This is a genomic window from Kitasatospora sp. NPDC006697 (genome assembly GCF_042869935.1).
GTDB lineage: Bacteria > Actinomycetota > Actinomycetes > Streptomycetales > Streptomycetaceae > Kitasatospora.
Map to the genome: position 1 here is coordinate 36,075 of NZ_JBIAGU010000013.1, position 24,947 is coordinate 61,021.

Here is a 24,947-nt window from a genome sequence, read left to right on the forward strand (position 1 = left end):
GACTTCTCCGACCCCGCCGTAGAACCAGGAGGAACCCGCATGGGCGAGCACCGCCGCGACCCGAAGCGCTCCGAGGAGCCGGCCGCCGGCCACCGCAAGCGCGGCGGTTCCCGGCCCGGCCGCCGCACCTTCCTCGGCCTGGCGGGCGGCGCGGCCGCCGGGATCGCGGCCGCCGGCGCGGGGCTGGCCGCCTGCGGCTCGGACGGCGGCTCGAAGGGCGGGGCCGCCTCGGCGGCGGTCGCCCCGCCCGAGGCGCCCGCCGCCGGGCCGGCCTCGCCCTCGGCCACCGCTTCCGCCTCCGCCGCGCAGAAGGAGAACGACAAGCCCGGCAACCCCGACTGGCGGATCGGCAACGCCGGCCCCGACCGGGCGATCGAGGGCTGGGCCGACCGGGTCAGCGTGCTGCCCGGCGAGAAGTTCGGCCTGCACGTCTCCACCACCGCCCCCGGCTACCGGGTGACCGCCTACCGGATGGGCTACTACGGCGGTGCCCGCGGCCGCCAGGTCTGGCAGTCCGACCACCTGCCCGGCAGCAGGCAGTCCGCCGCCACCGTGGACAAGGCCACCCGGATGGTCTCCACCGACTGGCCGGTCGGCACCACCGTGGACACCACCGGCTGGCCCGAGGGCAGTTACTTGCTGCGGCTGGACGCCGACGGGGGCGCCGGCCAGCGGTACGTGCCGGTCACCGTCCGCTCCGCCGCCACCGCCGGGAAGCTGGTGGTGGTCAACGCCGTCGCCACCTGGCAGGCCTACAACCTGTGGGGCGGCTACAACCTCTACAACGGCCCGACCGGCGGCTATCCGACCCGCTCGCTGGTGGCCTCCTTCGACCGCCCGTACGACACCTACGACGGCGCCGGCCTCTTCATGGTCTACGAGACGCCGCTGATCGCGCTGGCCGAGAAGCTGGGCCTGCCGCTCGCCTACACCACCAGCACCGACCTGGCGGGCTCGCCCGACCTGCTCAAGGGCGCCCTCGCGGTGCTCTCGCTGGGCCACGACGAGTACTGGTCGCCCGAGCAGCGGGCCCATGTCGCCGCGGCCCGGGACGCCGGCACCAACCTGGCCGTCCTCGGCGCCAACTGCTGCTTCCGCCGGGTCCGCTACGAGCCCTCGCCGACCGGCCCGGACCGGCAGGTGGTCTGCTACAAGACCTCCTACCAGGAGGACCCGGGCTTCAAGCAGGGCAAGCCGGCCACCAACGACTACCGGGTCGCGCCCGGTGCCGACCCGGAGAGCTCGCTGCTCGGCGTGATCTACGACGGCTACCCGGTGGACGAGCCCTACGTGGTCACCGACCCCGACCACTGGCTCTTCGCCGGGACCGGCGCCAAGGCCGGCGACAGCTTCCCGCACCTGGTCGGGGTGGAGTACGACCGGGTCAACACCGGCTTCGACACACCCCGGCCGATCGAGATCCTGGCGCACTCCCCGGTGACCTGCGAGGGCCGCCGGAGCTTCAGCGACACCGCCTTCTACGCCGCGCCCAGCGGGGCCGGGGTGTTCGCCAGCGGCACCATGCGCTGGGTGGAGTCGCTGGACGCCACCGGCGACGGCAGCAACGGCAACGACCACGCGATGAACGCGCAGACCGGCGCGCTCACCACCCAGGTCACCACCACCCTGCTGCAGGCCTTCGCGGCCGGCCCGGCCGGCAAGGCGCATCCGCCGCAGGACAACGTGGCCCAGGTCTACGGGACCAAGTGACCCGAAAGCCTGACGGCCGGTCCGCAGACCGGCCGTCAGGCGTTCGCGCGTCGGGCTCCGTCAGCCGTTGCCGACCTTCAGCACCTCGACCACGGCGGGCATCGCCGAGTCCGCGCCGAAGCCGCCGCCCAGCACCTCGGCGGAGACCGCCAGGTTGTCCCGGAAGCCGGTGAACCAGCTGTTGGTCGGGGCGTTCGGCGCCGTCTCGGCGGTGCCGGTCTTGCCGCCGATCAGGGTGCCGCTGACCCCGTTCATCGCGCCGTAGGCGGTGCCCATGTTGTTGGTGAAGACACCGTTCATCAGGGTGCGCAGCTTGCCCAGCACGTCCGGGCTGAGCTGCCGGGCCGCCGGGATCTGCTGCATGCCGGGAACCAGGATCGGCTGCTTGAAGGTGCCGCTCTCCACGGTGGCCGCGATCGAGGCCATCGCCAGCGGGTTCATCAGGATCTTGCCCTGGCCCATGAACTCGCCGGCCGTCTCGTCCTTGGTCTGGCCCGGGCCCGGGATCCTGCCGTCGGCGCTGGTGATGCCGGTCTTCCAGGCCGGGCCGATGCCGTAGACGTCCTGCGCCACCTTGGCCAGGTCGCCCGACTTCAGGCTGGTCAGGCCCTGCTTGATGAAGGCGGTGTTGCAGGACTTCGCGAAGTCCTGGGCGAAGGTGTAGTCGTTGAAGTCGCCGTCGAAGTCGTTCTTGTACGTGGTGCCGGGGCTGATGGTGGCCGGGCACGGCATGGTGGCGTTCGGGTCGATCCCGGCCTCCAGCAGCGCGGTGGCCGTGACGATCTTCATCGTCGAGCCCGGCGCGGTCTGGCCGAGGAAGGCCAGGTTCTGCCCGGTGGCCGGGGCGTTGGCCATCGCCAGCACGTTGCCGGTGCTCGGCTCGATCGCCACCATGCCGGCCGGGGTCTTGTTCTGGCTCTTGGCGTACTGCTCGTTGACCGCCTGCTCGGCCGCCGCCTGCAGCTTGGCGTCGATGGTCAGCTTGAACGGCTTGCCGGGCTTGGGGTCGACGATGGTGAACAGCGGCTCGGGCTTGTTCTTGCCCGCGTCGTCGGTGATCACCACGCCGGTGCCGGCGTCCGCCGGGTCGCCCGCGGTGGTGGCGGTCTGGTACTTCAGCACGACCTGGTCGAGCGAGTGGTACGCGGCCAGCGGCTGCCCGTTCCGGTCGGTCACCTTGGTCGGCGGGTTGAAGATCTGGGTGGTGGTCATGGTCTCGCCCGGACCCAGGTGCGGGTGGACCACGCTGGGCACCCAGTGCACCGCGGCCTTGCCGTCGCTCATCTTCACCATGCCCAGGTACCCGGTGTAGTCCCAGACGTTGGTGGTGCCGGCGAACTCCACGTGCGACTTGAAGGTCATCAGCGCGGCGTCGGACGGCACGGTCGCCGCGGACGGCGAGGCGGCCGCCGACGGGGAGCCGGAGCCGGAGGCCGCGGCGGAGGGGGACGGGGAGGGCTTGGCCGAGGCCGAGGCCGCCGGGGTCGGGCCGGTGGTGGCCGAGGCGAAGGCCGTCGGGGTGGTCGGCGCGCCGGCGGTCAGGGTCACCGCGCTCGGCTTCACCTGGTCCTTGAAGGCGGTCAGCGCGGTCAGCGCGGCGGCCGGGTCGTCGGTCAGCTTGCTGGCCGCGGCCAGGTCGCCGGAGGACCAGGCGGTCAGGAAGTCCTTCTCCCCGGCGGCGGCCAGATCGGCGGCCGGCGTGCCGGCCACCACGTGGCGCTGGGCCGGCGCGGCGGAGGCCTTCTTGCCGTCGCTGCCGGAGCCGACCAGTGAGTACGCCGCGTAGCCGCCGGCCGCGAGCATGGCGACCGCGACGGTGGTGATGACGGCGGCCTTGGGCCCCTGACGCATGCTGCTCCCCCGGAGGTAGGACGAATGGAGTCAGCACAGCCTAAGCCGAGCCGTTGCGCCGACCGGCTCAACGACCCGGCTCGTGACAGAGCTGGTACAGACCCGTCCGTTTGCCGATCACCCTGGATCGGGCCCGATCGACCGGCCTCAGATCCAGCTGGTGAACCACATCCGGGCCCGCCAGTCCTGCATCGGGATCACCTGGCCGGTGTACAGCGGGAAGAAGTAGAGGAAGTTCCAGACGATCAGCAGCACCAGCACGCCCGCCGCCGCGCCGCCGACCAGCCGGCGCTCCGGAGTGGCCCGGGCCGGGCCGATCAGCGCGCCGACCAGCATCGTCACCGCCAGTGCGATGAACGGCACGAAGGCCACCGCGTAGAACAGGAAGATCGTGCGCTGCTGGTACTCGAACCAGGGCAGCAGCCCGGCGCCGAGCCCGCAGAGCACCGCACCCGCCCGCCAGTCGCGGCGCAGCACCCAGCGGTACAGGCAGTAGGCCAGCGCGATCACGCCCGCCCACCAGAGCAGCGGGGTGCCGATCGCCAGTACCTCGGAGGCGCACTCGCTGGCCTTGCAGCCGCTCTGCCCGTACTTGGGCGACTCGTAGTAGAAGGAGACCGGCCGGCCCAGCACCAGCCAGCTCCACGGGTTGGACTGGTAGAGGTGCGGGCTGTGCAGGTTGACGTTGAAGTCGTACATCTGCGAGTGGTAGTGCCAGAGCGAGCGCAGCCCGGCGGGCACCCAGTCCATGCTCACCTGGAACGGCATCTTCACCCGGCCCAGCACCGGCAGCGTGACGTACTCGGTGGAGATGCCGTGCCGGCCGACCGCCCAGTCGCGGCCGTAGCCGCCCTTGCCGGGCGCCGTGCTGCTGGCCAGCCAGCCGGACCAGGAGGCGACGTAGGTGCCGGCGGCCACCAGCACGATCGAGGCGAAGGCCGGCAGGCCGTCCCGGCGCAGCACCGACCAGTACGGGTGGCGGGCCCCGGCGAGCTTGCGCGCGCCCAGGTCCCAGAAGACCGTCAGCAGCCCGAAGAAGGCCGCCACGTACATCCCGCTCCACTTGGTGGAGCAGGCCAGTCCGACGCAGACCCCGGCCGCCAGCCGGTACGGGCGCAGGCCCAGCCGCATCCGGTGCGCGGTGGCCGCGTCGGCCGCCCCGTCCAGGATGCGGGCGATCCGGGCCCGGGTGCGGTCCCGGTCCAGCAGCAGGAAGCCGAAGGCGGCCAGGATCCAGAACATCACGATCAGGTCGAGCAGCGAGGTGCGGCTCATCACGAAGTGCAGGCCGTCCACCGAGAGCAGCAGGCCGGCCACGCAGCCCAGCAGGGTGGAGCGGAAGAGCCGGCGGCCGATCCGGGCGATCATCAGGATCGAGGCGGTGCCGAGCAGCGCCAGCATGAACCGCCAGCCCAGCGGGTGCATGCCGAACAGCTGCTCGCCCATACCGATGATCCACTTGCCGACCGGCGGGTGGACGATGAAGGCCGGGTCGGTCTTGTACGGGATGACCTGGGGAGTGCCGAGGATCTGGCTGTTGGCGGTGTCGGCCCAGTTGGTCTCGTAGCCGCCCTGCCAGAGCGCGTAGGCGTCCTTGGCGTAGTAGGTCTCGTCGAAGATGATCCCGCCGGGGCTGCCGAGCTTCCAGAACCGCAGCAGGCCGCCGAAGAGCGCCACCGCCAGCGGGCCCAGCCAGCCGGACCAGCGGCAGAGCCAGGTCCACAGCTCCTCGGGCACGCTCAGGCCCGCCCGCAGCATCAGCGGCGAGGGCCTGGCCGGGCTCGGGGTCACCCCGGGGCCGTCCGGCATCGGCGGCACCAGCCGCTCCTGCAGCGACAGGCGCTCCGGGGCCCGGTAGCCGTGGGCGGCCAGCCGGCGCACCCATGGGGCACGCCGGTCCTCCGGGCGGGGGCCGGGTATCGCGGCGCCGCTCGGGTCCTGCTCGTCCACCGGGCCGGTCTCCACAGTGGTCTCTACCACTGCCGCCTCGGCCGCCGTCTCGCCAGTCACCCGCCACATCGTAGGGGCGGCCGGTGAAAGCAGAAGCCCCTGCCGACAAGCTGCCCGAATCATCACGATTGTCGGCGGGCCGCGGCCCACCGGTCGGACACCCGCCGCCCCGCCGGGGCCGTCCGGGCCGGGGGCCGGGCGTCCGGCCTGACAGGATGGCGGGGTGACAGGAGTACTCGTTCTCGCAGGCACCCCCATCGGCGACGTCGCGGACGCCCCGCCCCGGCTGCTCACCGAGCTGGCCCAGGCGGACGTGATCGCCGCCGAGGACACCAGGCGCCTGCGCCGGCTCACCCAGGCGCTCGGGGTGGCCCCGGCCGGGCGGGTGCTCTCCTACTTCGAGGGCAACGAGGCCGGCCGCACCCCCGAGCTGGTCGAGGCGCTGACCGGCGGCGCCCGGGTGCTGCTGGTGACCGACGCCGGGATGCCCTCGGTCTCCGACCCCGGCTACCGGCTGGTCGCCGCCGCCGTCGAGGCCGGCATCCGGGTCACCGCCGTGCCCGGACCGTCCGCCGTGCTCACCGCGCTGGCGCTGTCCGCGCTGCCGGTGGACCGCTTCACCTTCGAGGGGTTCCTGCCCCGCAAGGCCGGCGACCGCGGCCGGGCGCTGGCCGAGATCGCCGCCGAGCCGCGCACCATGGTCTTCTTCGAGGCCCCGCACCGGATCGCCGAGACGCTGGCCGCGATGGCCCGGGCCTTCGGCCCCGAGCGGCCCGCCGCGGTCTGCCGGGAGCTCACCAAGACCTACGAGGAGGTCAAGCGCGGCCCGATCGGCGAGCTGGCCGAGTGGGCCGCCGAAGGGGTGCGCGGCGAGATCACCGTGGTGGTCGGCGGCGCTCCGCCGGCCCCGCCCGCCCAGCTGACGCCCGCCGAGCTGGCTGCCCTGGTGGCCGGGCGGGAGGCGGCGGGGGAGCGCCGCAAGGAGGCCATCGCGGCGGTAGCGGCCGAGCTGGCGCTGCCCAAGCGCGAGGTCTTCGACGCGGTGGTGGCCGCCAAGCACACCCCGTGACGCCCGGCTGCGGGGCCTGAACGGAGCCTCGCCCCATCCGCCCCTCGCGCGTACCGTGGAATGACGAGTCCCAGGGCGTGCGCCGGTGCCTTCGACTCCCGACGACAGCGACCCCGCGCCGCGGACCGGCGCACCGCCGCGCGGGCCCGCCGGAAAGGTAAAGCCCGCACCCGGAGAACACCGGCTGAGCTGGGGTTTCGCCGGTGGTTCGTACAGGTTTTCCCAACTCCCCGCCAAGTCTCGGCAAGTCGGGCATCGGGACGGGCCGCTTGGGCATTCCATCGGATGGAAAGACCCGATCCGGACGAACGTCCGGCGGGCGCAGGGAGACCGCGATGAGCGACACAATCGGTAGCCCGCTGGGCGGCACCCCGGCCACCGGCCTGCTGAAGCAGACCGCCGACCCCGCCCCGGCCCTCGGCCGGGGGATCGCGCACAACCCCGTCCCCACGGTCCACGAGGCCTACTCCTTCGCCTGCCTGAACTGCGGCTACGGCTGGGAGCAGGGGTACGACATCGAGCACCACCGGGACCGCGACGGACACCTGGTGATCCAGTACCGAGCCAACGGCGTGCGGGTCCCCTCGCCGCTGCTCAAGCCCAGCTGCCCCGGCTGCGGCGGGCACACCGTGCGGATCATGCGCGAGGGCCGGGTGGCCTCCACCAGGAGCCGGTTCGTGGCGCCCGGCTACGCGCCGTACGCGGAGCCGGCCGAGCCCGAGCAGCCGAGGGAGCCCCGCGAGCACCGGATCCGGCAGCACTGGTACCAGTTCTGGCTGCCCGGCTCCTGAGCCCGTCGACCGGACCCGGCCCGCCGTGTGCGGCGGGCCGGGTCCGGGTCCCGTCTAGGCTCTGCACCATGGCTGCCAAGGACGACGACCGCTCCACCCCGCCCCCGCCGCCCGCCCCGCTCGCGGTGCCGGTGGCCGACTCGCACACCCACCTGGACATGCAGTCCGGCACCCCGGCCGAGGCGCTGGCGAAGGCCGCCGCGGTGGGCGTCACCACCGTCGTCCAGGTCGGCTGCGACGTGCCCGGCTCGCGCTGGGCCGCCGAGCTGGCCGCCGCGCACGAGCAGGTGCACGCCGCCGTCGCGCTGCACCCCAACGAGGCGCCCCGGCTGGTGCTCGGCGACCCCGACACCTGGTCCGGGCAGAAGCGCGGCCCGGGCGGCAGCGCCGCCCTGGAGGAGGCGCTGGCCGAGATCGACCGGCTGGCCGCGCTGCCGCAGGTGCGGGCCGTCGGCGAGACCGGCCTGGACTACTTCCGCACCGGGCCCGAGGGCGTGGAGATCCAGCAGGAGTCCTTCCGCCGCCACATCGAGATCGCCAAGCGGCACGGCAAGGCCCTGGTCATCCACGACCGGGAGGCCCACCAGGACGTGATCGACGTGCTGCTCGCCGAGGGCGCCCCTGAACGCACCGTCTTCCACTGCTACTCGGGCGACGCCGCGATGGCGAAGACCTGCGCCGAGCACGGCTGGTACCTGTCCTTCGCGGGCCCGGTCACCTTCAAGGCCAACCAGCCGCTGCGGGACGCCCTGGCCGTCACGCCGCTGGACCGGATCCTGGTCGAGACCGACGCCCCGTTCCTCACCCCGCACCCCTACCGCGGCCGCCCCAACGCGCCCTACCTGATCCCGGTCACGGTCCGCTCGATGGCCGCCACCCTGGACCTGGGCGTGGACGAGCTCTGCACCGCGATCGCCGCCAACACCGCGCGCGCCTTCGGTTACTGAACGGTACGGGGCTCACCGGGCCGGTAGCCTTGCCCGGTGAGCACCACCGACCCCACCGCCTCCGACAGCTTCCTGCTCGGCGCCGCCGACATCCGCGAGATGGCCGACGCCTTCGGGGTCCGCCCCACCAAGCAGCGCGGCCAGAACTTCGTCATCGACGGCAACACCGTGCGCCGGATCGTCCGGGCCGCCCAGGTGACGCCCGAGGACGCGGTGGTCGAGGTCGGGCCCGGGCTCGGCTCGCTCACCCTGGCGCTGCTGGACACCGCCGCGCACGTCACCGCCGTGGAGATCGACCCGGTGCTGGCCGAGCACCTGCCCGGCACCGTCGCCCGCCGGCTGCCCGGCCGGGCCGACCGGTTCGACCTGGTGCTGAGCGACGCCATGGAGGTCGCCGAGCTGCCCGGCCCGCCGCCCACCGCACTGGTCGCCAACCTGCCCTACAACGTCGCCGTCCCGGTGCTGCTGCACATGCTGGCCACCTTCCCCAGCATCGAGCGCACCCTGGTGATGGTGCAGTCCGAGGTCGCCGACCGGCTGGCCGCCAAGCCCGGCAACAAGATCTACGGCGTGCCCTCGGTCAAGGCCAACTGGTACGCCGACGTCAAGCGGGCCGGTGCGATCGGCCGCAGCGTCTTCTGGCCCGCCCCCAACGTGGACTCCGGGCTGGTCTCGCTGGTCCGCCGCGACCCGCCCCGCACCACCGCCACCCGGGCCCAGGTCTTCGCCGTGGTGGACGCCGCCTTCGCCCAGCGCCGCAAGACCCTGCGGGCCGCGCTGGCCGGCTGGGCCGGCTCGCCGGCCGCCGCCGAGCAGGCGATCGCCGCCGCGGGCATCGACCACACCCTGCGCGGTGAGATGCTCACCGTGGAGCAGTTCGCCGCCATCGCCGAACAGAAGCCCGAGGGGCCGTCCAAGTGATCACCGTCCGGGTGCCCGCCAAGGTCAACGTCCAGCTCGGCGTCGGCGGCCTGCGGGCCGACGGCTTCCACGACCTGGCCAACGTCTTCTTCGCCGTCGCCCTCGGCGACGAGGTGACCGCCACCGCCGGCGCCCCCGGCAGCGGCGTCACCCTCGCCTGCACCGGCCCCGACGCCGACCAGGTGCCGCTGGACGGCAGCAACCTGGCCGCCCGGGCCGCCCGGCTGCTCGCCGCCCGGCACGGCATCGAGGCCGACGTGCACCTGGCGATCGCCAAGGCCATCCCGGTGGCCGGCGGGATGGCCGGCGGCAGCGCCGACGGCGCCGCCGCGCTGGTCGCCTGCGACGCGCTCTGGGGCCTGGACACCCCGCTGCCGGTGCTGCTGGAGCTGGCCGCCGAACTCGGCTCCGACGTGCCGTTCGCGCTGCTCGGCGGCGTCGCGCTGGGCCGCGGCCGGGGCGAGCTGCTGGAGCCGCTGCCGGTCGCCGGCAGCTTCCACTGGGTCTTCGCGGTCGCCGAGGGCGGCCTCTCCACCCCCGCCGTCTTCCGCGAGTGCGACCGGCTGCGGGAGGCCGACGGCACCGGCTCCGGCGCCGACCGGGTGCCCACCCCCGACCCCTCCGCCGAGCTGCTGGCCGCGCTCGCCGCCGGCGACCCGGTGGCACTGGCCGAGGCGCTCTCCAACGACCTGCAGCAGGCCGCGCTCTCGCTCCGCCCCGAACTGGCCGACTGCCTGCGGGCCGGCCTGGAGGCGGGCGCGCTGGCCGGGCTGGTCTCCGGCTCCGGACCGACCTGCGCCTTCCTCGCCAAGGACGCGGCCGGCGCCGAGGCCGTCGCCGAGGCGCTCGCCGCCTCCGGCACCTGCCGGGCCGCCCACCCCACCCACGGCCCGGTGCCCGGAGCCCGGCCCCTCGACACCGTAGGGCCGGCCGCCGCCGTCTAGGCTTGGCAGTTCCACCGGCCCGACCACACATCAGGAGCGCAGCGCACTTGGCAGTCAACCTCGCCACCATCGAGTCCGTCTCGAAGGTCTACGGAACCCGGGCCCTGCTGGACGCCGTCACACTCGGCGTCAGCGAGGGCGACCGGATCGGCGTGGTCGGCCGCAACGGCGACGGCAAGACCACCCTGGTCCGGATCCTCGCCAAGCTGGAGGAGCCGGACGGCGGCCGGGTCACCTGGAACGGCGGCCTGCGGATGGCCGTGCTCACCCAGCACGACTCGCTGGACCCGAAGGCCACCATCCGGCACGAGGTGATCGCCGACCGGGCCGACCACGAGTGGCTCGGCGACGCCCGGATCCGCGACATCATCGAGGGCCTGTTCGGCGGCCTCGACCTGCCCGGCTTCGCCGAGGGCCTGGACACCGTGATCGGCCCGCTCTCCGGCGGCGAGCGCCGCCGGATCGCGCTGGCCAAGCTGCTGCTCGGCGAGCCCGAGCTGATCGTGCTCGACGAGCCCACCAACCACCTCGACGTCGAAGGCATCGCCTGGCTCGCCCGCCACCTGCAGAACCGCCGCTCGGCGCTGGTCTGCGTGACCCACGACCGGTGGTTCCTCGACCAGGTCTGCACCCGGATGTGGGACGTCCAGCGCGGCGAGGTCCGCGAGTACGAGGGCGGCTACTCCGACTACGTCTTCGCCCGCGCCGAGCGGAGCCGGATCGAGGCCACCGAGGAGCAGAAGCGGCAGAACCTGGCCCGCAAGGAGCTCGCCTGGCTGCGCCGCGGCGCCCCCGCCCGGACCTCCAAGCCGCGCTACCGGATCGAGGCCGCCAACGCGCTGATCGCCGACGTGCCCGAGCCCCGGGACAAGAGCGAGCTGATGAAGTTCGCCAACGCCCGGCTCGGCCGCACCGTCTTCGAGCTCGAGGACGTGACCGTCCGCGCGGGGGACAAGCTGCTGCTCGAGCACCTCACCTGGAACCTCGGCCCCGGCGACCGGATCGGCCTGCTCGGCGTCAACGGCGCCGGCAAGACCTCGCTGCTGCGCGCGATGCAGGCCGCCTACGCCTCGCAGGGCGACGTGCAGCCCGCGAGCGGCGTGATCAAGGTCGGCAAGACCGTCCGGCTCGCCTACCTCTCCCAGGAGATCGCCGAGCTCGACCCGGCGACCCGGGTGCTGCAGGCCGTCGAGCAGATCCGCGGCCGGGTGGACCTGGGCAAGGGCCGGGAGATGAGCGCCGGCCAGCTCTGCGAGCAGTTCGGCTTCAGCAAGGACAAGCAGTGGACCCCGGTCGGTGACCTCTCCGGCGGTGAGCGCCGCCGGCTGCAGCTGCTGCGGCTGCTGATGGACGAGCCCAACGTGCTCTTCCTCGACGAGCCCACCAACGACCTCGACATCGAGACCCTCAACCAGCTGGAGGACCTGCTCGACGGCTGGCCCGGCTCGATGATCGTGATCAGCCACGACCGGTTCTTCATCGAGCGCACCACCGACGTGGTGCACGCGCTGCTCGGCGACAAGCGGCTGCGGATGCTGCCCGGCGGGGTGGACGAGTACCTGGAGCGGCGGGCGGCCGTCGCGGCCGCGACCGCGCCGGCCGCCGCCGCTCCGGTGGAGGCCGCTCCGGCGAAGTCCGGGGCCGACGCCCGGGCCGCGAAGAAGGAGCTGCAGCGGATCGAGCGCCAGATCGCCAAGCTGGAGCAGCAGGAGGCCAAGCTGCACGACCAGCTGGCCCAGCACGCCGCCGACTTCGGCAAGGTCGCCGAGCTGGACGGGCAGCTGCGCAAGGTGCGGGAGGAGAAGGAGGAGCTGGAGATGGCCTGGCTGGAGCTGGCCGACTCCTGACGCCCCTTCAGGCCTTGGTGAGCAGCTCCTCCAGCTCGCCGGCGGCCTGGGCCAGCGCGCTGCGCTGCGGGTTGTGCGGGCGCTGCGGCGGGGTGGCCGGGCCGGCCGGCGGGCGGTGCGCCCGGGCCGCCGCCTCCAGCCGGTCCAGCGCCGCCAGCACCCGGGCCACCTCCGCCGGGTCGCTGCGCCGGCCGCCGTACCGCAGCTGCGCCGCGTAGGCCGCCACCGCGCCGGTCAGCCGCTCCAGCGCCGCCGTGGCCGGCAGCCAGGCCGCCGCCCGGCGCCCGGCCGGCGGAGGCTCGGCCAGCCCGTGCTGCACCTCGGTGCGGGCGTCGGCCAGCGCCCGGTAGGCCGTCCGGCGCAGCCAGACCTGCGCCTGCGGGCCCCCGCCGTCGGCCGGCAGCACGCTCACCGAGGCCAGGTAGGCACGGAGCGACCCGGCCGCCGCCACCAGCCGGGGCTCGATCCGGTGCGGCGCCCGCTCCGGCCAGAGCAGGTAGCCGAAGAGCAGCACGATCCCGCTGGCCAGCAGCGAGTCCAGCACCCGGGGCCAGAACTCGGCCGCCCCGCTGCCGCCGCCCAGCTGCACCAGGACCAGCGCCATCGGCGTCATCAGCGTGGTGTTCAGCCCGTAGTGCGCGGCCCCCGCGTACGGCAGCAGCGCCACGCAGAGCGCCACGATCCCCGCCAGCAGCCAGCGCTCGGTGGTCAGCGCCAGCACCCCCGCGGTCAGCGCCACCCCAAGCACCGTGCCCACCGCCCGGCTGACCGCGCGCAGGAAGACCGAGCCCAGGTCCGGCTTGAGCACGAAGGCCACCGTCATCGGCACCCAGTAGCCGCGCGTCAGCGGCACGCCGGCGGTGACCAGTTCGGCCACCCCGGTGCAGAGCGCCACCCGGGCCCCGTAGCGCAGCGAGCGCGGCGCCGTCCGCCGCACCCGCAGCCGCCAGGGCGGCGGGGGCGGTACCGGCGCGGTGCGCACCGCCGTCGCCGGGTCGGCCGGGCGGCTCGCCACCGCGTCCACCGCGGAGCGCAGCGCCGCGCCCAGCGCCCGGCGGGCCGGGGTGTCCGGTTCCCAGGACGGGCAGGGCAGCGGGGTCCGCCGCTGCTCCAGCGCCCGGGCCAGCTCCGCCGGCACCGCGGCCACCTCGGGCGGCACCGGCCGGCGGGCCCAGAGCAGGCCGTTCGCCGCCTCGGTCACCGCGAGGGCGCCCTCGTAGGCGCGCCGCAGCTCGGCCGTGCCGGCCGGCTCGCGGACGCCCGGGCGGGGTGCGGGCAGCTGGTCCTGCAGCAGGTTCAACTGCTGCGTCAGCCGCCGCCGGGCCGCCGGGCCCTGATCGGTGCCCAGCTCGCGGAGCAGCCCGCCGAGCGCCCGGTACACCTCGGCCACCGCGCGCCGGCGGGGGTCGGACGCCGTGCGGGCCGTTCTGGGGAGCGGGATTCCGAGCAGCAGCACCACCGCCGCGCCCGCCAGCACCATCGGCCCCGCCGCCCACCACGGGTCCGGCGGCGCCATCCCCGCGCCCAGCGTCGCCGACACCAGCAGCAGCATCCCGGCCGCCGACCCGCGCGGCCCGGCCGCGCTCAGCGCCCCGGAGACGAACCCCACCGCCGTGAACACCAGCACCGCCACCGCCGTCGGCAGCCCCCAGCGCAGCACCGCCCCGCCGACCAGCATCCCCAGCGCCGAGGCGCCCACCGCCGCCCCGATCCGCAGCACCCGCCGCCGGGCGGGCTCGGTCCGGTCGCTCAGGGTGGCGTGCATCGCCCCCAGCCCCGCGTACACCCCGAGATCCAGCCGCCCCGCCGCCAGCCCCGCGCAGAGCGGCACCGCCATCCCGACCGCCGCCCGGGCCACCAGCACCCCGGGAAACGCCGGCCGCGCGGGCCGCACGGCCCGGGCCCACCAGGGGGATTCGCTGCTCGTCACCTCGGTCAACGCTGCCACACCGCCCCGTTTGCTGATCTCTGCCCCCATTCTGATGGCCCGGTGTTACGGGCCCTCGGGCCGTACGTGACAACTCCGTACCGATAACGGCCAAGCGCACCAAGGGGTCTGCCGGAGCGACAGGGGCGGTCGCTAGGATGTGAACCGGCGACTACTGGCTGTCCGTAACCGGGCGGCCGGCGCACGTAACGGGACTTCGACGTTGATGACGTGGTGTGGCACGGCGGCACAGGCCGGCCTGTGCACGGGGGAGGTGCAGTTCGATGAACGCGATTCCGGGCGAGTACGGCGCACTGGCGGCCAAGAACATCTACGAGATGCGGCAACTCGCCGGCGAGGTGGGCACGCAGAACCTCGCGGTCGAGATGGAGACGCTGGGCGACTTCAAGAAGAAGGTCGACGGGATGCTCGTCGACCTGGGGAACTCGCAGGCGGCGCCGACGACGGTCAGCCGGCAGAGCGTGGACCCGGCGTGGGTCGGCAGCGGTTTCAGCTCCGCCGACGACCTGCACTCGGCCTACTCGCTGGCGCACCAGAACCTGCAGGCGCTCTCGCAGACGCTCTCGAACCAGATCGAGGCGATGAGCATCGCGATGAACATCAACATCAACGGCTACCAGAACGTTGATGACACGCAGCGCCAGAACCTGTGGCAGATCCACAACCAGACGAACACCCAGTACACCGCCGGGGTGAGCTCGACGGGTGCGGTCCAGCCGCCGGCGGGGCCGACTTCCGTCTCGTCCAACGGCGACTCGCCCAGCGCTGTCTCCAGCGCGAACCAGACCGGAAGCGGCAGCACCACCGGATGAGCAGGACCGAGGATCGGACCGGGCAGCGTACTGAAACGGGGAGAAGCTAGTGCCCACGCCAAGGACAGACGATCTGTACTCCTACTTCGACGGCTTGCCGCACGAGCAGCTGTTCGACATGGTGAAGAACGCCGACCCGAGCTCGCTCTCGGTCCGCGGCGGTTCCCTGGACAGCGCGGCCACCACACTGGGCGACATCAGCCGCGCGCTGGCCTCGCACTCGCAGTCCCTGGAGTGGACCGGCCCGGCGGCCGACAGCTTCCGCACCTGGCTGAAGCAGGTGTCGGACGCGACCAGCAGCCTGAGCACCTACGCGTCCACCACCTCGACGCAGATCATGCAGGCCGGCGACGCGCTCGGCACGGCGCGGGCGATGCCCACCGTGCCGACGGACCAGATGAACATCGTCGCGCGCCGCAAGGCCCAGAACGCGGACTACATGAGTGCCCAGGAGGACGCGGCGAGGGCCGCGGTCGACCCCAACTGGGTGACCCGCACTCAGGCCGACCAGGCGCAGACCGTGATCACCAACGCGAAGAACGAAGCCGTCGACGCGATGGTGAAGCTGTCGCAGGCGTACCAGTCGTCCTCGCAGACGATCCAGGGGCAGACGCCGCCGCTCTTCCCGCCGAGCCCGACGGATGTGATGGGGCCGCCGCCGAAGACCGTCTATGGCGGCAGCGACCTGAACTTCGGCGGTGGTTCTGGCGGCTCCGCCGGCCCGTCCGGTGGTGGCACCGGCGGTGGGAAGACCACCGTCCCCCCGCCCCGGATGATCACTCGACCGACACCGGTCGACCCGCCCCCGCCGTCGCCCACCCCGCCTCCCGGCCCGCCGTCCCCCAGGCCGACGCCCACTCCTACCCCGACGCCTACGCCCACGCCCACCCCGACGCCGGTTCCTTCTCCGGTGAACCCGACTCCGACGCCCACCCCGACTCCGGTGGCGCCGCCCAGCACGGGGCTGGACAGCACCAACCCGCCCGCGCCGACGCTGCCGGGCCCGGGCGGCCCGACCAGCACGCTGCCGGGCGGCGGCGGTCCGTACAGCGGGCCCGGTGGAAGCGGTCCGGGCACGCCGCCCGGCGGCTACCCCGGTGGCCTGCCCGGCAGCTCCTACGGTGGTAGCCCGTACGGCAGGTCCGGCGGCACCTCCTTCGGCGGGGTCAAGGGCGGCGGCGGTGTCGGCGGGTCCGAGGGCGGTTACGGCGGCTCCCGCGGCGGTGGCCGTTTCGGCGGCCTGCCCGCCGAGGACGGGATCACCGGCGGCGCGAGCCGGCCTGGCGCCGTGTCGGGCCGCAGCCAGCTGGGCGCCCACGCGATCGGTGCCGAGGAGGCTGCGGCCGCCGAGGGCCGAGGCGGCGGTGGTGGCTACGCGCAGGGCGGCATGCCCGGTGGCGGCGGTGGCGGTGGCCTCGGAGGCCGCGGTGCCGGCGGTGGCGTCGGCCGCGGCCGGGGCCTGGTCTCGAAGCCCGGCGGCGAGGTCGGCGGCCGGCGCGGTCCGGTGGCCGAGGGCGAGTTCACCCAGGGCGGCAGCGGTCTGGGCAAGTCGGCCTCCGCCGAGGCCCGGGCGGCCTCTGCCGAGGCCCGAGCAGCCGAGGGCGACGGCGGCGGCATGATGCCCGGCGGCGGCCTCGGTTCGGCGCGGAAGCGCAGCAAGGACCGTCGCAACCGCGCGGACTACCTCGTCGAGGACGAGGAGACGTGGACGGAGGGAACTCCGCAGAGCAATCCGGACGTGATTGAGTAGGGACCGGACCTTCTGCCCGGCCACTGGGCCAGCCCCAGCGGCCGGGCAGCTCTGTTCGGGGGAGCCATGGCGATGGAGGAGAGCGTGATGCGGCGAACCGGCGCGAGGATGCGAGCGCTGACCACGGCGGCTCTGCTCGCGGTGGGCCTGTCCTTGGGCGGCGTGTTCGCTCCCGCGGCGCAGGCACTGGACAATCCGCGACAGGGCGAGTGGTACCTCGATGCCTTGCACATGTCCGATGTCTGGCAGGTGGCCAACGGCAAGGGCGTGACTGTCGCAGTGATCGACACCGGGGTGAAAGCCGACCACCCCGATCTGGTCGGTCAGCTCCTGCCGGGCAAGGACTTCAGCGGCTTGCCCGGTGGAGCCGACACCGACCCTGACGGGCACGGCACGGGTATGGCGAGCATCATCGCTGGTTCGGGCAAGGGCTTCAGCGGCAATGGCGTGATCGGGCTGGCCTCCGGCGCACGGATCCTTCCGATCAAGGTGAACGCGACCTCGGATGCCAAAACGCAGATTTCGTCGCCGGACTATCTGAAGCAACTCGATCAGGCCATCACCTATGCGGCTGACCAGGGCGCCAAGGTCATCAACATCTCCCAGGCCATCCGCAGCTTCGACATCTCGCCGACTGATGTCGCCGCGCTGCAGAACGCCGTCAACTACGCGATCAGCCACGGAAGTCTGATCGTTGCAGGCGCCGGTAACAGCGGGCAGGAAGGCAATCCGGTCATGTATCCGGCCGATGCGGCCGGTGTGATGGCGATTGCGGCTCACAACCAGAGTGGGCAGAGCACCGTGGAGTCGGAGAACGGCCCGTATGTCGCTCTCGCTGCGCCGGGAGCGGATGTGGTGAACGCCTGCACCGGTCCCTCCGGGTACTGCCAGACCCATGGAACCTCCGACTCCACGGCCATGGTCTCCGCAGCAGCGGCCATCCTCTTCTCGGAACACCCCACCTGGACCGGCAACCAGGTCCTTCGGGTGCTGATCAGCACCGCCAACAAGCCGAACGACGGCTCCAGCCACAGCAACTTCATCGGCTACGGCAACATCAGCGTCCGCACGGCGGTCCGCTACACCGGTGACCCCGGCCCGGCTGACGTCAACCCGTTGGTGCAGGCGGGGATCAGTGTCACGCCTCCCGCGTCGGACTTCGCCGGTGGTTCGAAGGTCACTGGTATCTCCCCGTCCGCATCGCCTTCGGGCCCGGCCGCCCAGTCACCTGCTCCGCTTTCGGGCGCGCCCTCCTCTGCCGCCTCTGGCAGCGCTGCTCCGGCACCGGCGAAGTCGGCCTCCTCGACCTCCGGTTCGTCGAATCTGCCGATGATCATCGGTGGTGCGGTGCTGGCGGTCGTGGTCATCGGCGGTGCCGTCTTCTTCCTGGCACGCCGCAAGAAGGCCGTACCGCTGCCGCCCGCTGCGGAGCCGTATCCGTTCCAGCCCCCCCAGTACGGCCAGTCGATGCCGTCCCAGCAGCCCGTGCAGCATCAGCCCTACCCCCAGCCCGGGCCGCCGCAGTACCAGGTGCCGCCGCCTCCCGCTGACAACCCGTACCGCGACCCGCAAGGGTGAGGTGATGTCAGTCGGGGCCGTTCACCCTTCGGTGGACGGCCCCGACTGTCGTCTGTGCCGGCACGCTCATGGGCCGGCCGTGTCGTTTGTGTTCGACCCGTCGTTACATCGTCCGGGCGGGCTGTCGCCGGAGGAGGCCGGCGCCCGCCGGTGAGGGCGGAGTGATGGGTGGTCAGGAGCGGAGCGAGGCATTCACGGCCTGCTGGTGGTGCGGGCGGGCCGGCGGGAGTTGGCACCTGGGGGCGCGGGCCGTGCTGTGCGGGCTGTGCGTGGTGCGGGTGCCGGCGGCCGGTCGGGAGGTGCGCGAGCCGGTGCCGGTACGGGAGGCGGTGCTCGCGGTCGAGCGCTTCCTGGCCAACCGGGGCCGGGCGCTGGCCGTGGGGTACGAGTCCGTCGGCCGCTGCCGCCGCTGCCGCAGCGAGGCCACCTGGCACCTCACCGAGCGCGGCCGCTGGATCATGCTCGACCCCGGGGAGCATCCAGTGGACAGCGTTCCCCGCACCCGCCGCTGGCAACTGGACCGGTTGGGCACGGTGGTCCACCCTCCGGAGACCGGTTCGGAGGCCCGCTGCCGGGTCGTCCACTGGGACGTCTGCCCGGGACTGCCCGCACCGCGGGATCCGTATCTGGCGCTGGTGCGGGCGAGGTTGAGGGCGGGGGGTTAGTGGGACCAGAAGGGGTCGTCGATGGTGGGGAGGATGTCGGGATTGCCGTTGGGGAGGGTGGGCTGGGGCGGCTGGGGGCCGAATGGATTGCCGGTTGAATTGATGGGATTGACGTCGGCTCCGATGGTGATGTTGCCGGGATATCCCACTCGGAGACTGAGTGACGAGCCGTCAGCGGACTGGGCGAAGATGGCGGGCATCGTCGGGTCGGCGTTTACGCTCTCGATGACGTAGCCCCGTGCCTTCCAGTGGCGTTCGACCACGCCGAGGAGCGCTCCGTACTTGGCGGCCGAGACCCGCGTCATGACGTAGCGATCGAGGGCGACATTGGCGGTACCGGGAGGCTGATCGTTCTCCGTGACGCTCGGCCAGCCTTCTCGGAACTTCATGTCCGGAACGATGGCCTCGAATGTGTCGTCAAGCATGCCTTGGAGCTTGGCCTTCGCTTCGTACGGGCTCAGCACGGCAGTCGCTTTCGCAGTCGGGTTCCCGGGTGCACCGGAGGAGTGGCAGGCGGTGGCGAGAGTCGCCGCGAGCAGGAGCGAGATCCGGCGCCAGTGGGTCATCTCGGCACCTGTGCTCTCGTCTTGTCCGGGTGGCCGGCCACGATCTGACCGATGTTGTACAGCGAGTTTCCGCCGCTCGGATCCAGGTAGTTCGAGTGCGATGAGAAGCTGTTGGCGGGACCGTCTGCGACGTCGAATCGGTGGGCTCCGAAGTCGCCGCTCGCCGGGTCGGTACCGAACCACCGCTGATTGAAGTTGCCCTTCAGATCCTCGATCGGATTGGGCGCGTAGGAGACAGGGTCGTTGTCGGCGGCTCCGACCCAGATGCGGTCGCTCGCGACTCCCAACTGTGAGGCGTGTTGCGACCCCGATCCGGGGCTGCCGATGAGGATCATGTCATCGGCGCCCGTTCCTGCTCCGCTCCGGCCGGCCAGCCCGACGGTCAGGGAGCCGTAGCTGTGGCCGAGAGCGACAAGGTGAGCGGCTGGACCCTCATGGCTCGCGCGCAATCCGGCGAGGAAGTTGTCATAGCTTTTCGCCCCCGCCTGGGCCCTGTCCTGCCCCATGACGGCGAGTGTCTCGGGAGTGAGCTTGTCGATGCCGGGCGGGGGGTCGTATCCGAGCCAGACCATCGAAGCCGTGCTCCGGGTGGGATCAGCGGTGTGGGCCGCAGCCCAGACATTGAACGCCCGATCCGCATCCTTACCCCCCACATCCCGCAACTCCGTCCCCAGCCCCGGCACATACGCACTCACGTTCACCGCCCGGTCCGGATCCCCGAACGACAGCACCCCCCGCCCCTGCCCCTCCGCCGACAGCCCCAGCAGCAGCACCGGCGGCGTGCTGGCGGTCCGGCCCAGGCGGGCGGCGATGGCGCGGAAGCCGGCGAGCTTCTTCCGGTCCGCATCGCTCGGGCTGGTGCGGGCGCCGTAGTCGGCGAGGTAGGCGGCGAGCAGCAGTCGGTTGGCCTGGTCGCGGGTGGCGGCCGGGAGTCCGTCGCGGTTGCCGACCAGGTCGGGGCGGGTGGTGGTGAGGTGCTGCTGGGCGGTCGGGGAGAGGGTGCGCCACCAGGCGGCGGTTTCGGCGGGGGTGGCCGCAGCCGGGGGCAGGGCGGCGGCGAGCAGGTCGGGGGCGGTGATGACGGGGTCGAGCGGGTCCGCGTCGTAGCCGTGCGGGGTGAGGGCCGTGCCGTCGCGGGCGGCGCGGGCGAAGGTGTGGAGGCGGTCGGCCAGGGCGCGGTCGGCGGTGTCGGCGTCGTGCAGGGCGGAGGCGATCCGCTGCCCGAGGCCGAGGCCGGGCTCCTCGCCCGGGCCGTCGGGGTCGTGGCGGTCCGCGCCGGGCTGGGACGGGATGCTGACGTGGCCTTCGGGGCTGACGGTGAGTCCGGCGGCGCGGGCCTCGGCCAGGGCATCGGCGAGGCGGTCCTGGGCGAGGCGGAGTGCGTCGGCGCCGGAGCGCAGGGTGGCGCCGATCCGGAGCAGTTCGGTGTGGGCGGCGGTGAGCCGGGTCGCGGTGCGGCGCAGGCTGGCGCGGCAGGTGTCGGCGGCGGTGCCGTGCCAGCCGGCGCGGGTGGTGCGGTCGAGGACGGCGTTCTGCCAGTCCTCGGCGGTGGCGCGCAGGTCGGCGCCGAGGCGGTCGTGGGTGTCGGCGGCGTCGGGGAGGGCGCCGGGGTCGGCGTCGCGCAGGGCGGTGAGCTCCATCAGCGGCCGGCCGGGGCGAGGAAGGCTTCGGTGGCGGTGCGGTCGCCGGCCCGGTAGTGCCGGGCGGTGTCGTCGAGCTTGCCCGCCTGGTCGGCCAGTTCGGTGCGGAGGGCGGCGAGCAGGTCGCGCCAGGCCTCGCCGCAGTCGCGCAGTGCGGCGGCGGTGCGCCAGCCGGAGAGGCCGGCGGCCTCGCAGGTGGCGGGGGCGGTGAGGCGGGTGGCGGCGGTGCGGGCTTCGGCCGCGGCGGCGGAGAGGTCGTCGGGGTGCACCTGGAACCCGTCGCTGCTGGGCTCGGCCATCGGACCCCCGGGGAGGCGGCGGCCGTGCGGGAGCGGCGACCCCCGCGTGGCCGGTCGGACACGCTCGGTAGTCAAGGATAGCCACAGTGGGCCGCGCGCATGCAAACGGACCGCTATCGCGGCCCCTGCTCCGCCAGGTCGCGGATCGCGGCCAACCGGCGGTCCCACTGTGCCGCGCGGTCGGCCAGCCAGGCGGCCGCCTCGGCGAGCGGGGCGGCGCGCACCGCGTGCCGGACTTCGCGGCCGGTGCGGGTGGGGGCGACCAGGCCGGCGGCGGTGAGCACGGCCAGGTGCTTGGCCACCGCCTGCCGGGTGACGGGCAGGCGGGCGGCCAGTTCGGTGGCGGTGGCGGTGCCGCCGGGTGAGCCGGCGATCAGCTCCAGCAGTTGACGGCGGGTCGGGTCGGCGAGCGCCGCGAACACCTGGTCGGGGTCGGCGGCACCGCTCACGCGGCGAGCGGTTCGGCGTAGGTGCGCAGGCCGGCCAGGATGCGGGTCCAGCCGGCGCTGTTGGCGGCGTGGCGGTCGGCGCGCTCCTGATCGCCCATCAGGACGGCGGCCAGGCCGCTCTCGACCATCCGCAGCAGGGTGCCGCCGTCGGGGGTCGCGGTCAGCCGGTACTCGACCAGGGTGGAGTTCCGCGCCGTCGGCTCGGCGTCCTGCGGGCCGGTGACGGCCCAGCGGTAGGCGAGGCGGTGCGGCGGCTCCAGCACCTCGATCCGGGCGGGCAGCGCGCCGTGCGGGGGGTGGTCGAAGACGATGCTGCCGCCCGGGCGCAGGTCCACGGCGGCGGGCGTGCCGGTGCCGAACCACCGGCCGATGTGCTCCGGCGTGGTGAGCACGGCCCAGACCCGCTCGACGGGGGCGGCGATGGCGATCTCCCGGCAGATGCGGTCGAGGTCGACGGACACGGGCGCTCCAGACGGTAGGCGAGGACATGCAACCCCATGGTTGCGTATCGTCTCGCCGCGCACCACCCCGGAGCGTGCACGAACCGAATGCGCCCCCGTCACCCGAGTGGCGGCTGCGGCGGCCGGGACCGGACGGGCAGGGTCGGTGGCATGGCGACTGACGCAGCCTCAGGGCAGCCCGAACCGCAGCCCGAACCGCACCCCGGAGCGCAGCCCGACCCGCGCCCCGAACCGCACCCCGAACCGCAGTCCGAAGCCGGCGGTCTGAACCGGGTGGTGGCCGCCGCCTTCGTCGGGACGGCGATCGAGTTCTACGACTTCTTCCTCTACGGCATGGCGGCCGCCCTGGTCTTCGGCCGGGAGTACTTCCCGCAGCTCGGCGCGGCCACCGCGCTGCTCGCCTCGCTCTCGGTCTACGCGGTGGCGTTCGTCGCCCGGCCGGTGGGGGCGGTGGTGTTCGGCCACTTCGGCGACCGGGTGGGCCGCAAGGCCGTGCTGGTGGCCTCGCTGCTGATGATGGGGCTGGCGACGGCGGCCGTCGGGGTGCTGCCGGGCTACGGGCGGTGGGGCGTCTGGGCGCCGCTGGCCCTGGTGCTGCTGCGGTTCTGCCAGGGGCTGGGGCTGGGCGGGGAGTGGGGCGGGGCGGCCCTGCTGGTGGCGGAGTACGCGCCGCGCGACCGCCGCGGCCGCTACGCCGGGTACCTGCAGCTCGGGCCCTCGGCGGGCGCGGTGCTGGCCACCGGGGTCTTCCTGGCGGTCTCGCTCGGCCTGCCGGCGCGTCAGTTCGACGCCTGGGGCTGGCGGCTGCCGTTCCTCGGCTCGCTGCTGCTGGTGCTGGTCGGGCTCTTCGTCCGGCTGCGGATCGCCGAGACGCCGGTCTTCGCCCGGGCGCAGGCCGCGGACGAGGAGCACGAGCAGCGGCCGCCGGTGCTCGCCGTGCTGCGGCAGCACTGGCGCCTGGTGCTGCTCGGCACCGGCGCGCTCTCCTTCGGCTACGCGCTCTTCTACCTGAGCAACACCTACGCCCTCGGCTACCTGACCGGCCAGCTGGGCATGGACCGCACCGTGCTGCTGGCGCTGCAGCTGACCGCCGCGCCGGCCGGGGCGCTGGCGGTCTGGTACAGCGCGGGGCTGTCGGACCGCTGGGGCCGGCGCCGCACCGTGCTGCTCGGCACGGCGCTGGCGAGCTGCTGGTCGCTGCTGCTCTTCCCGGTGCTGGAGACGCTGCGGCCGGGGCTGGTCCTGCTCGCGCTGGCCGGCACGGGGCTGCTGCAGGGCGTGCTGCTCGGCCCGGTGGCGGCCTACCTGCCGGAGCTCTTCCCGACCCGGGTCCGCTACACGGGGGCCGCGCTCACCTACAACCTCGGCGGGGTGGTCGGCGGTGGCACCGCCCCGCTGCTGGCGACCCGGCTGACGGCGTCCTACGGGACGGCCGCCCCGGTCGGCTGGTACCTGGCGGGCCTCGGCGTGGTCGCGGTCTGCTGCCTGCTGCTGCTCCCGGAGCGCGGCGGCTGCGACCTGACGGTGGACCAGCCGCTCGACGGCATGCTGGCCGCGGGCTGACCGGGCGCGCGGCCGGGTGACGGGCCAGCCGCGCGGGCGTGCGACCCGCCCGGGGGCGTGCGTCCCGGGCCGGTCACCGATTTCCCAATCCCGCCGCGGACCATGTAATGTCTTCCTCGTTCGACCGGTTCGCCCCTATAGCTCAGTCGGTAGAGCGTCTCCATGGTAAGGAGAAGGTCTGCGGTTCGATTCCGCATGGGGGCTCCATCGGAAAAGGTCCTCGCCATTACGGCGGGGGCCTTTTTCGTTATCCTCCTGGCACCGTCCGAACCGGCCGGCCCCTGGCGGCCCGGGTCCGTCATGCGCTGTGATGGTGCGTCAACAGTGCTGTGGCGTACGGCCGGTACGCATCGCGTGGGGCTTCCACGCAGGTACGGGGAGGGCCCCTTGGGCGTACGGCTCGTCGTGGTCGACGATCACCGACTGCTGGCCGAGGCACTGGCCGCCGCGCTGCAGGTGCGCGGCCACCGGGTGCTCGCCGTCGGCAGCCCGGCCTCGGCCGGTCCGGAGCTGACCGCCCAGCGCCGCCCGGACGTCTGCCTGGTCGGGGTGGCCCGCCCGGGGGCCGCCGGCGCCTTCGCCCCGGTGCGCCGGATCCGCCAGGAGCGCCCCGAGGTGGCCGTGGTGGTGCTCGGCCCGGTGGACGACCTGCGCGGGGTGGCCAGCGCCTTCGCGGCCGGCGCGGCCGGCTACGTGCGCAGCGACGAGCGGATCGAGGTGGTGGACCGCTCGATCGGCCGGGCCCGGGCCGGCGAGGCGGCGGTGGCGGTGGAGGTGCTGCAGGCGGCCTTCGAGCGGCTGCTGCACCCGGTGCACGAGCCGGACGACGAGGCGCTGCGGCTGCTCGGCGCGCTCACCCGGCGGGAGATCCAGGTGCTGGCCCGGATCGCCGAGGGCCAGGACACCCAGGAGATCGCGGTCGGCATGGGCATCGCCCCGAGCACCGCCCGCACCCATGTGCAGCGGGTGCTGATGAAGCTCGGAGCCCGTACCCGGCTGGAGGCCGCCGCGGTCGCCGACCGCACCGGCCTGCTCGCTCGCCTCGACCGGGACTGATCAGCGCGAACGCCCGTCCGGCCGGTCCGCAGAAGCGGACGGGTGAACTCGCCGTGCCCAGATGCGGGGCGTCTGTTGACTGGTGATGAGTATTGTTTGATTATGTGTGATGACTCAGGCGGGTGACAGG

Annotated in this window: 21 protein-coding genes and 1 tRNA gene; 14 read left to right on the forward strand and 8 right to left on the reverse strand. The window is 73.7% G+C overall.

The annotated features are described in order from the left end of the window. Positions 1-39 precede the first annotated feature (39 nt). Positions 40-1,710, forward strand: a complete 1,671-nt coding sequence (locus tag ACFYNO_RS19605; protein WP_388013443.1) for a N,N-dimethylformamidase beta subunit family domain-containing protein — start codon at positions 40-42, stop codon at positions 1,708-1,710. Between the two features lie 60 nt (positions 1,711-1,770). Here ACFYNO_RS19605 and ACFYNO_RS19610 read toward each other — a convergent pair whose 3' ends face one another. Together ACFYNO_RS19610 and ACFYNO_RS19615 are read right to left on the reverse strand one after the other, a co-directional pair. Next, on the reverse strand, positions 1,771-3,561 hold the full coding sequence (locus ACFYNO_RS19610) for a penicillin-binding transpeptidase domain-containing protein (protein ID WP_388013446.1): 1,791 nt from the start codon (positions 3,559-3,561) through the stop codon (positions 1,771-1,773). A 147-nt stretch (positions 3,562-3,708) separates the two neighbouring features. Next, positions 3,709-5,580 (reverse strand): dolichyl-phosphate-mannose--protein mannosyltransferase, encoded by a 1,872-nt coding sequence (locus tag ACFYNO_RS19615; RefSeq protein WP_388013449.1) that lies wholly within the window; start codon positions 5,578-5,580, stop codon positions 3,709-3,711. A 154-nt stretch (positions 5,581-5,734) separates the two neighbouring features. Here ACFYNO_RS19615 and rsmI point away from each other — a divergent pair, with 154 nt between their 5' ends. From rsmI to ACFYNO_RS19645, 6 genes are all read left to right on the forward strand, one after another. Then, on the forward strand, positions 5,735-6,580 hold the full coding sequence (rsmI, locus tag ACFYNO_RS19620) for a 16S rRNA (cytidine(1402)-2'-O)-methyltransferase (protein WP_388013452.1): 846 nt from the start codon (positions 5,735-5,737) through the stop codon (positions 6,578-6,580). A 335-nt stretch (positions 6,581-6,915) separates the two neighbouring features. Then, positions 6,916-7,371, forward strand: a complete 456-nt coding sequence (locus ACFYNO_RS19625) for a hypothetical protein (protein WP_388013455.1) — start codon at positions 6,916-6,918, stop codon at positions 7,369-7,371. Positions 7,372-7,439: 68 nt separating this feature from the next. Next, complete coding sequence (locus ACFYNO_RS19630) at positions 7,440-8,318, forward strand: TatD family hydrolase (RefSeq protein WP_388013458.1); 879 nt, start codon at positions 7,440-7,442, stop codon at positions 8,316-8,318. Positions 8,319-8,354: 36 nt separating this feature from the next. After that, a complete protein-coding gene (gene rsmA, locus ACFYNO_RS19635) occupies positions 8,355-9,239 on the forward strand; it encodes a 16S rRNA (adenine(1518)-N(6)/adenine(1519)-N(6))-dimethyltransferase RsmA (RefSeq protein WP_388013461.1) in 885 nt (294 codons plus the stop codon). Continuing rightward, entirely contained in the window at positions 9,236-10,183 is a 948-nt protein-coding gene (locus ACFYNO_RS19640; RefSeq protein ID WP_388013464.1) for a 4-(cytidine 5'-diphospho)-2-C-methyl-D-erythritol kinase, read from the forward strand. Before rsmA ends, ACFYNO_RS19640 begins: the two co-directional genes overlap by 4 nt. Positions 10,184-10,230: 47 nt before the next feature. Further along, positions 10,231-12,030: an ABC-F family ATP-binding cassette domain-containing protein gene (locus ACFYNO_RS19645; RefSeq protein ID WP_388013467.1), complete on the forward strand. Its 1,800-nt coding sequence runs from the start codon at positions 10,231-10,233 to the stop codon at positions 12,028-12,030. 7 nt (positions 12,031-12,037) lie between these two features. Here the strand turns inward: ACFYNO_RS19645 and ACFYNO_RS19650 are convergent, their stop codons facing one another. Then, on the reverse strand, positions 12,038-13,960 hold the full coding sequence (locus ACFYNO_RS19650) for an FUSC family protein (protein ID WP_388013470.1): 1,923 nt from the start codon (positions 13,958-13,960) through the stop codon (positions 12,038-12,040). A gap of 281 nt (positions 13,961-14,241) precedes the next feature. Between ACFYNO_RS19650 and ACFYNO_RS19655 the strand changes: the two genes are divergently transcribed. From ACFYNO_RS19655 to ACFYNO_RS19670, 4 genes are all read left to right on the forward strand, one after another. Next, positions 14,242-14,790: a hypothetical protein gene (locus ACFYNO_RS19655; RefSeq protein WP_388013473.1), complete on the forward strand. Its 549-nt coding sequence runs from the start codon at positions 14,242-14,244 to the stop codon at positions 14,788-14,790. Positions 14,791-14,839: 49 nt separating this feature from the next. After that, positions 14,840-16,540, forward strand: coding sequence for a hypothetical protein (locus ACFYNO_RS19660; RefSeq protein ID WP_388013477.1), 1,701 nt, complete (start codon positions 14,840-14,842; stop codon positions 16,538-16,540). 66 nt (positions 16,541-16,606) lie between these two features. Further along, entirely contained in the window at positions 16,607-18,118 is a 1,512-nt protein-coding gene (locus ACFYNO_RS19665) for a S8 family serine peptidase (protein ID WP_388013480.1), read from the forward strand. A gap of 164 nt (positions 18,119-18,282) precedes the next feature. Next, on the forward strand, positions 18,283-18,783 hold the full coding sequence (locus ACFYNO_RS19670; RefSeq protein ID WP_388013483.1) for a DUF6083 domain-containing protein: 501 nt from the start codon (positions 18,283-18,285) through the stop codon (positions 18,781-18,783). Here ACFYNO_RS19670 and ACFYNO_RS19675 read toward each other — a convergent pair. From ACFYNO_RS19675 to ACFYNO_RS19695, 5 genes are all read right to left on the reverse strand, one after another. Next, complete coding sequence (locus ACFYNO_RS19675) at positions 18,780-19,349, reverse strand: hypothetical protein (RefSeq protein WP_388013486.1); 570 nt, start codon at positions 19,347-19,349, stop codon at positions 18,780-18,782. The genes ACFYNO_RS19670 and ACFYNO_RS19675 overlap by 4 nt on opposite strands. Continuing rightward, positions 19,346-20,989 (reverse strand): alpha/beta hydrolase, encoded by a 1,644-nt coding sequence (locus ACFYNO_RS19680; RefSeq protein ID WP_388013489.1) that lies wholly within the window; start codon positions 20,987-20,989, stop codon positions 19,346-19,348. Before ACFYNO_RS19680 ends, ACFYNO_RS19675 begins: the two co-directional genes overlap by 4 nt. Next, positions 20,989-21,288 (reverse strand): hypothetical protein, encoded by a 300-nt coding sequence (locus ACFYNO_RS19685; RefSeq protein ID WP_388013492.1) that lies wholly within the window; start codon positions 21,286-21,288, stop codon positions 20,989-20,991. Before ACFYNO_RS19685 ends, ACFYNO_RS19680 begins: the two co-directional genes overlap by 1 nt. A gap of 113 nt (positions 21,289-21,401) precedes the next feature. Beyond that, positions 21,402-21,737, reverse strand: a complete 336-nt coding sequence (locus ACFYNO_RS19690; protein ID WP_388013495.1) for an ArsR/SmtB family transcription factor — start codon at positions 21,735-21,737, stop codon at positions 21,402-21,404. After that, the gene (locus tag ACFYNO_RS19695) at positions 21,734-22,198 is read right to left on the reverse strand and encodes an SRPBCC domain-containing protein (RefSeq protein WP_388013498.1); all 465 of its coding nucleotides are present in this window, start codon (positions 22,196-22,198) and stop codon (positions 21,734-21,736) included. The genes ACFYNO_RS19690 and ACFYNO_RS19695 overlap by 4 nt, the downstream gene beginning before the upstream one ends. A gap of 150 nt (positions 22,199-22,348) precedes the next feature. On the opposite strand from ACFYNO_RS19695, the gene ACFYNO_RS19700 reads away from it, so the two are divergent. The 3 genes from ACFYNO_RS19700 to ACFYNO_RS19710 all read left to right on the forward strand — a co-directional run bounded on the left by ACFYNO_RS19700 (position 22,349) and on the right by ACFYNO_RS19710 (position 24,817). Next, positions 22,349-23,761: an MFS transporter gene (locus tag ACFYNO_RS19700; protein WP_388013501.1), complete on the forward strand. Its 1,413-nt coding sequence runs from the start codon at positions 22,349-22,351 to the stop codon at positions 23,759-23,761. Between the two features lie 131 nt (positions 23,762-23,892). Further along, a tRNA-Thr gene (locus ACFYNO_RS19705) sits at positions 23,893-23,968 on the forward strand. A 180-nt stretch (positions 23,969-24,148) separates the two neighbouring features. Continuing rightward, positions 24,149-24,817, forward strand: a complete 669-nt coding sequence (locus ACFYNO_RS19710; protein ID WP_388013504.1) for a LuxR C-terminal-related transcriptional regulator — start codon at positions 24,149-24,151, stop codon at positions 24,815-24,817. Positions 24,818-24,947 lie beyond the last annotated feature (130 nt).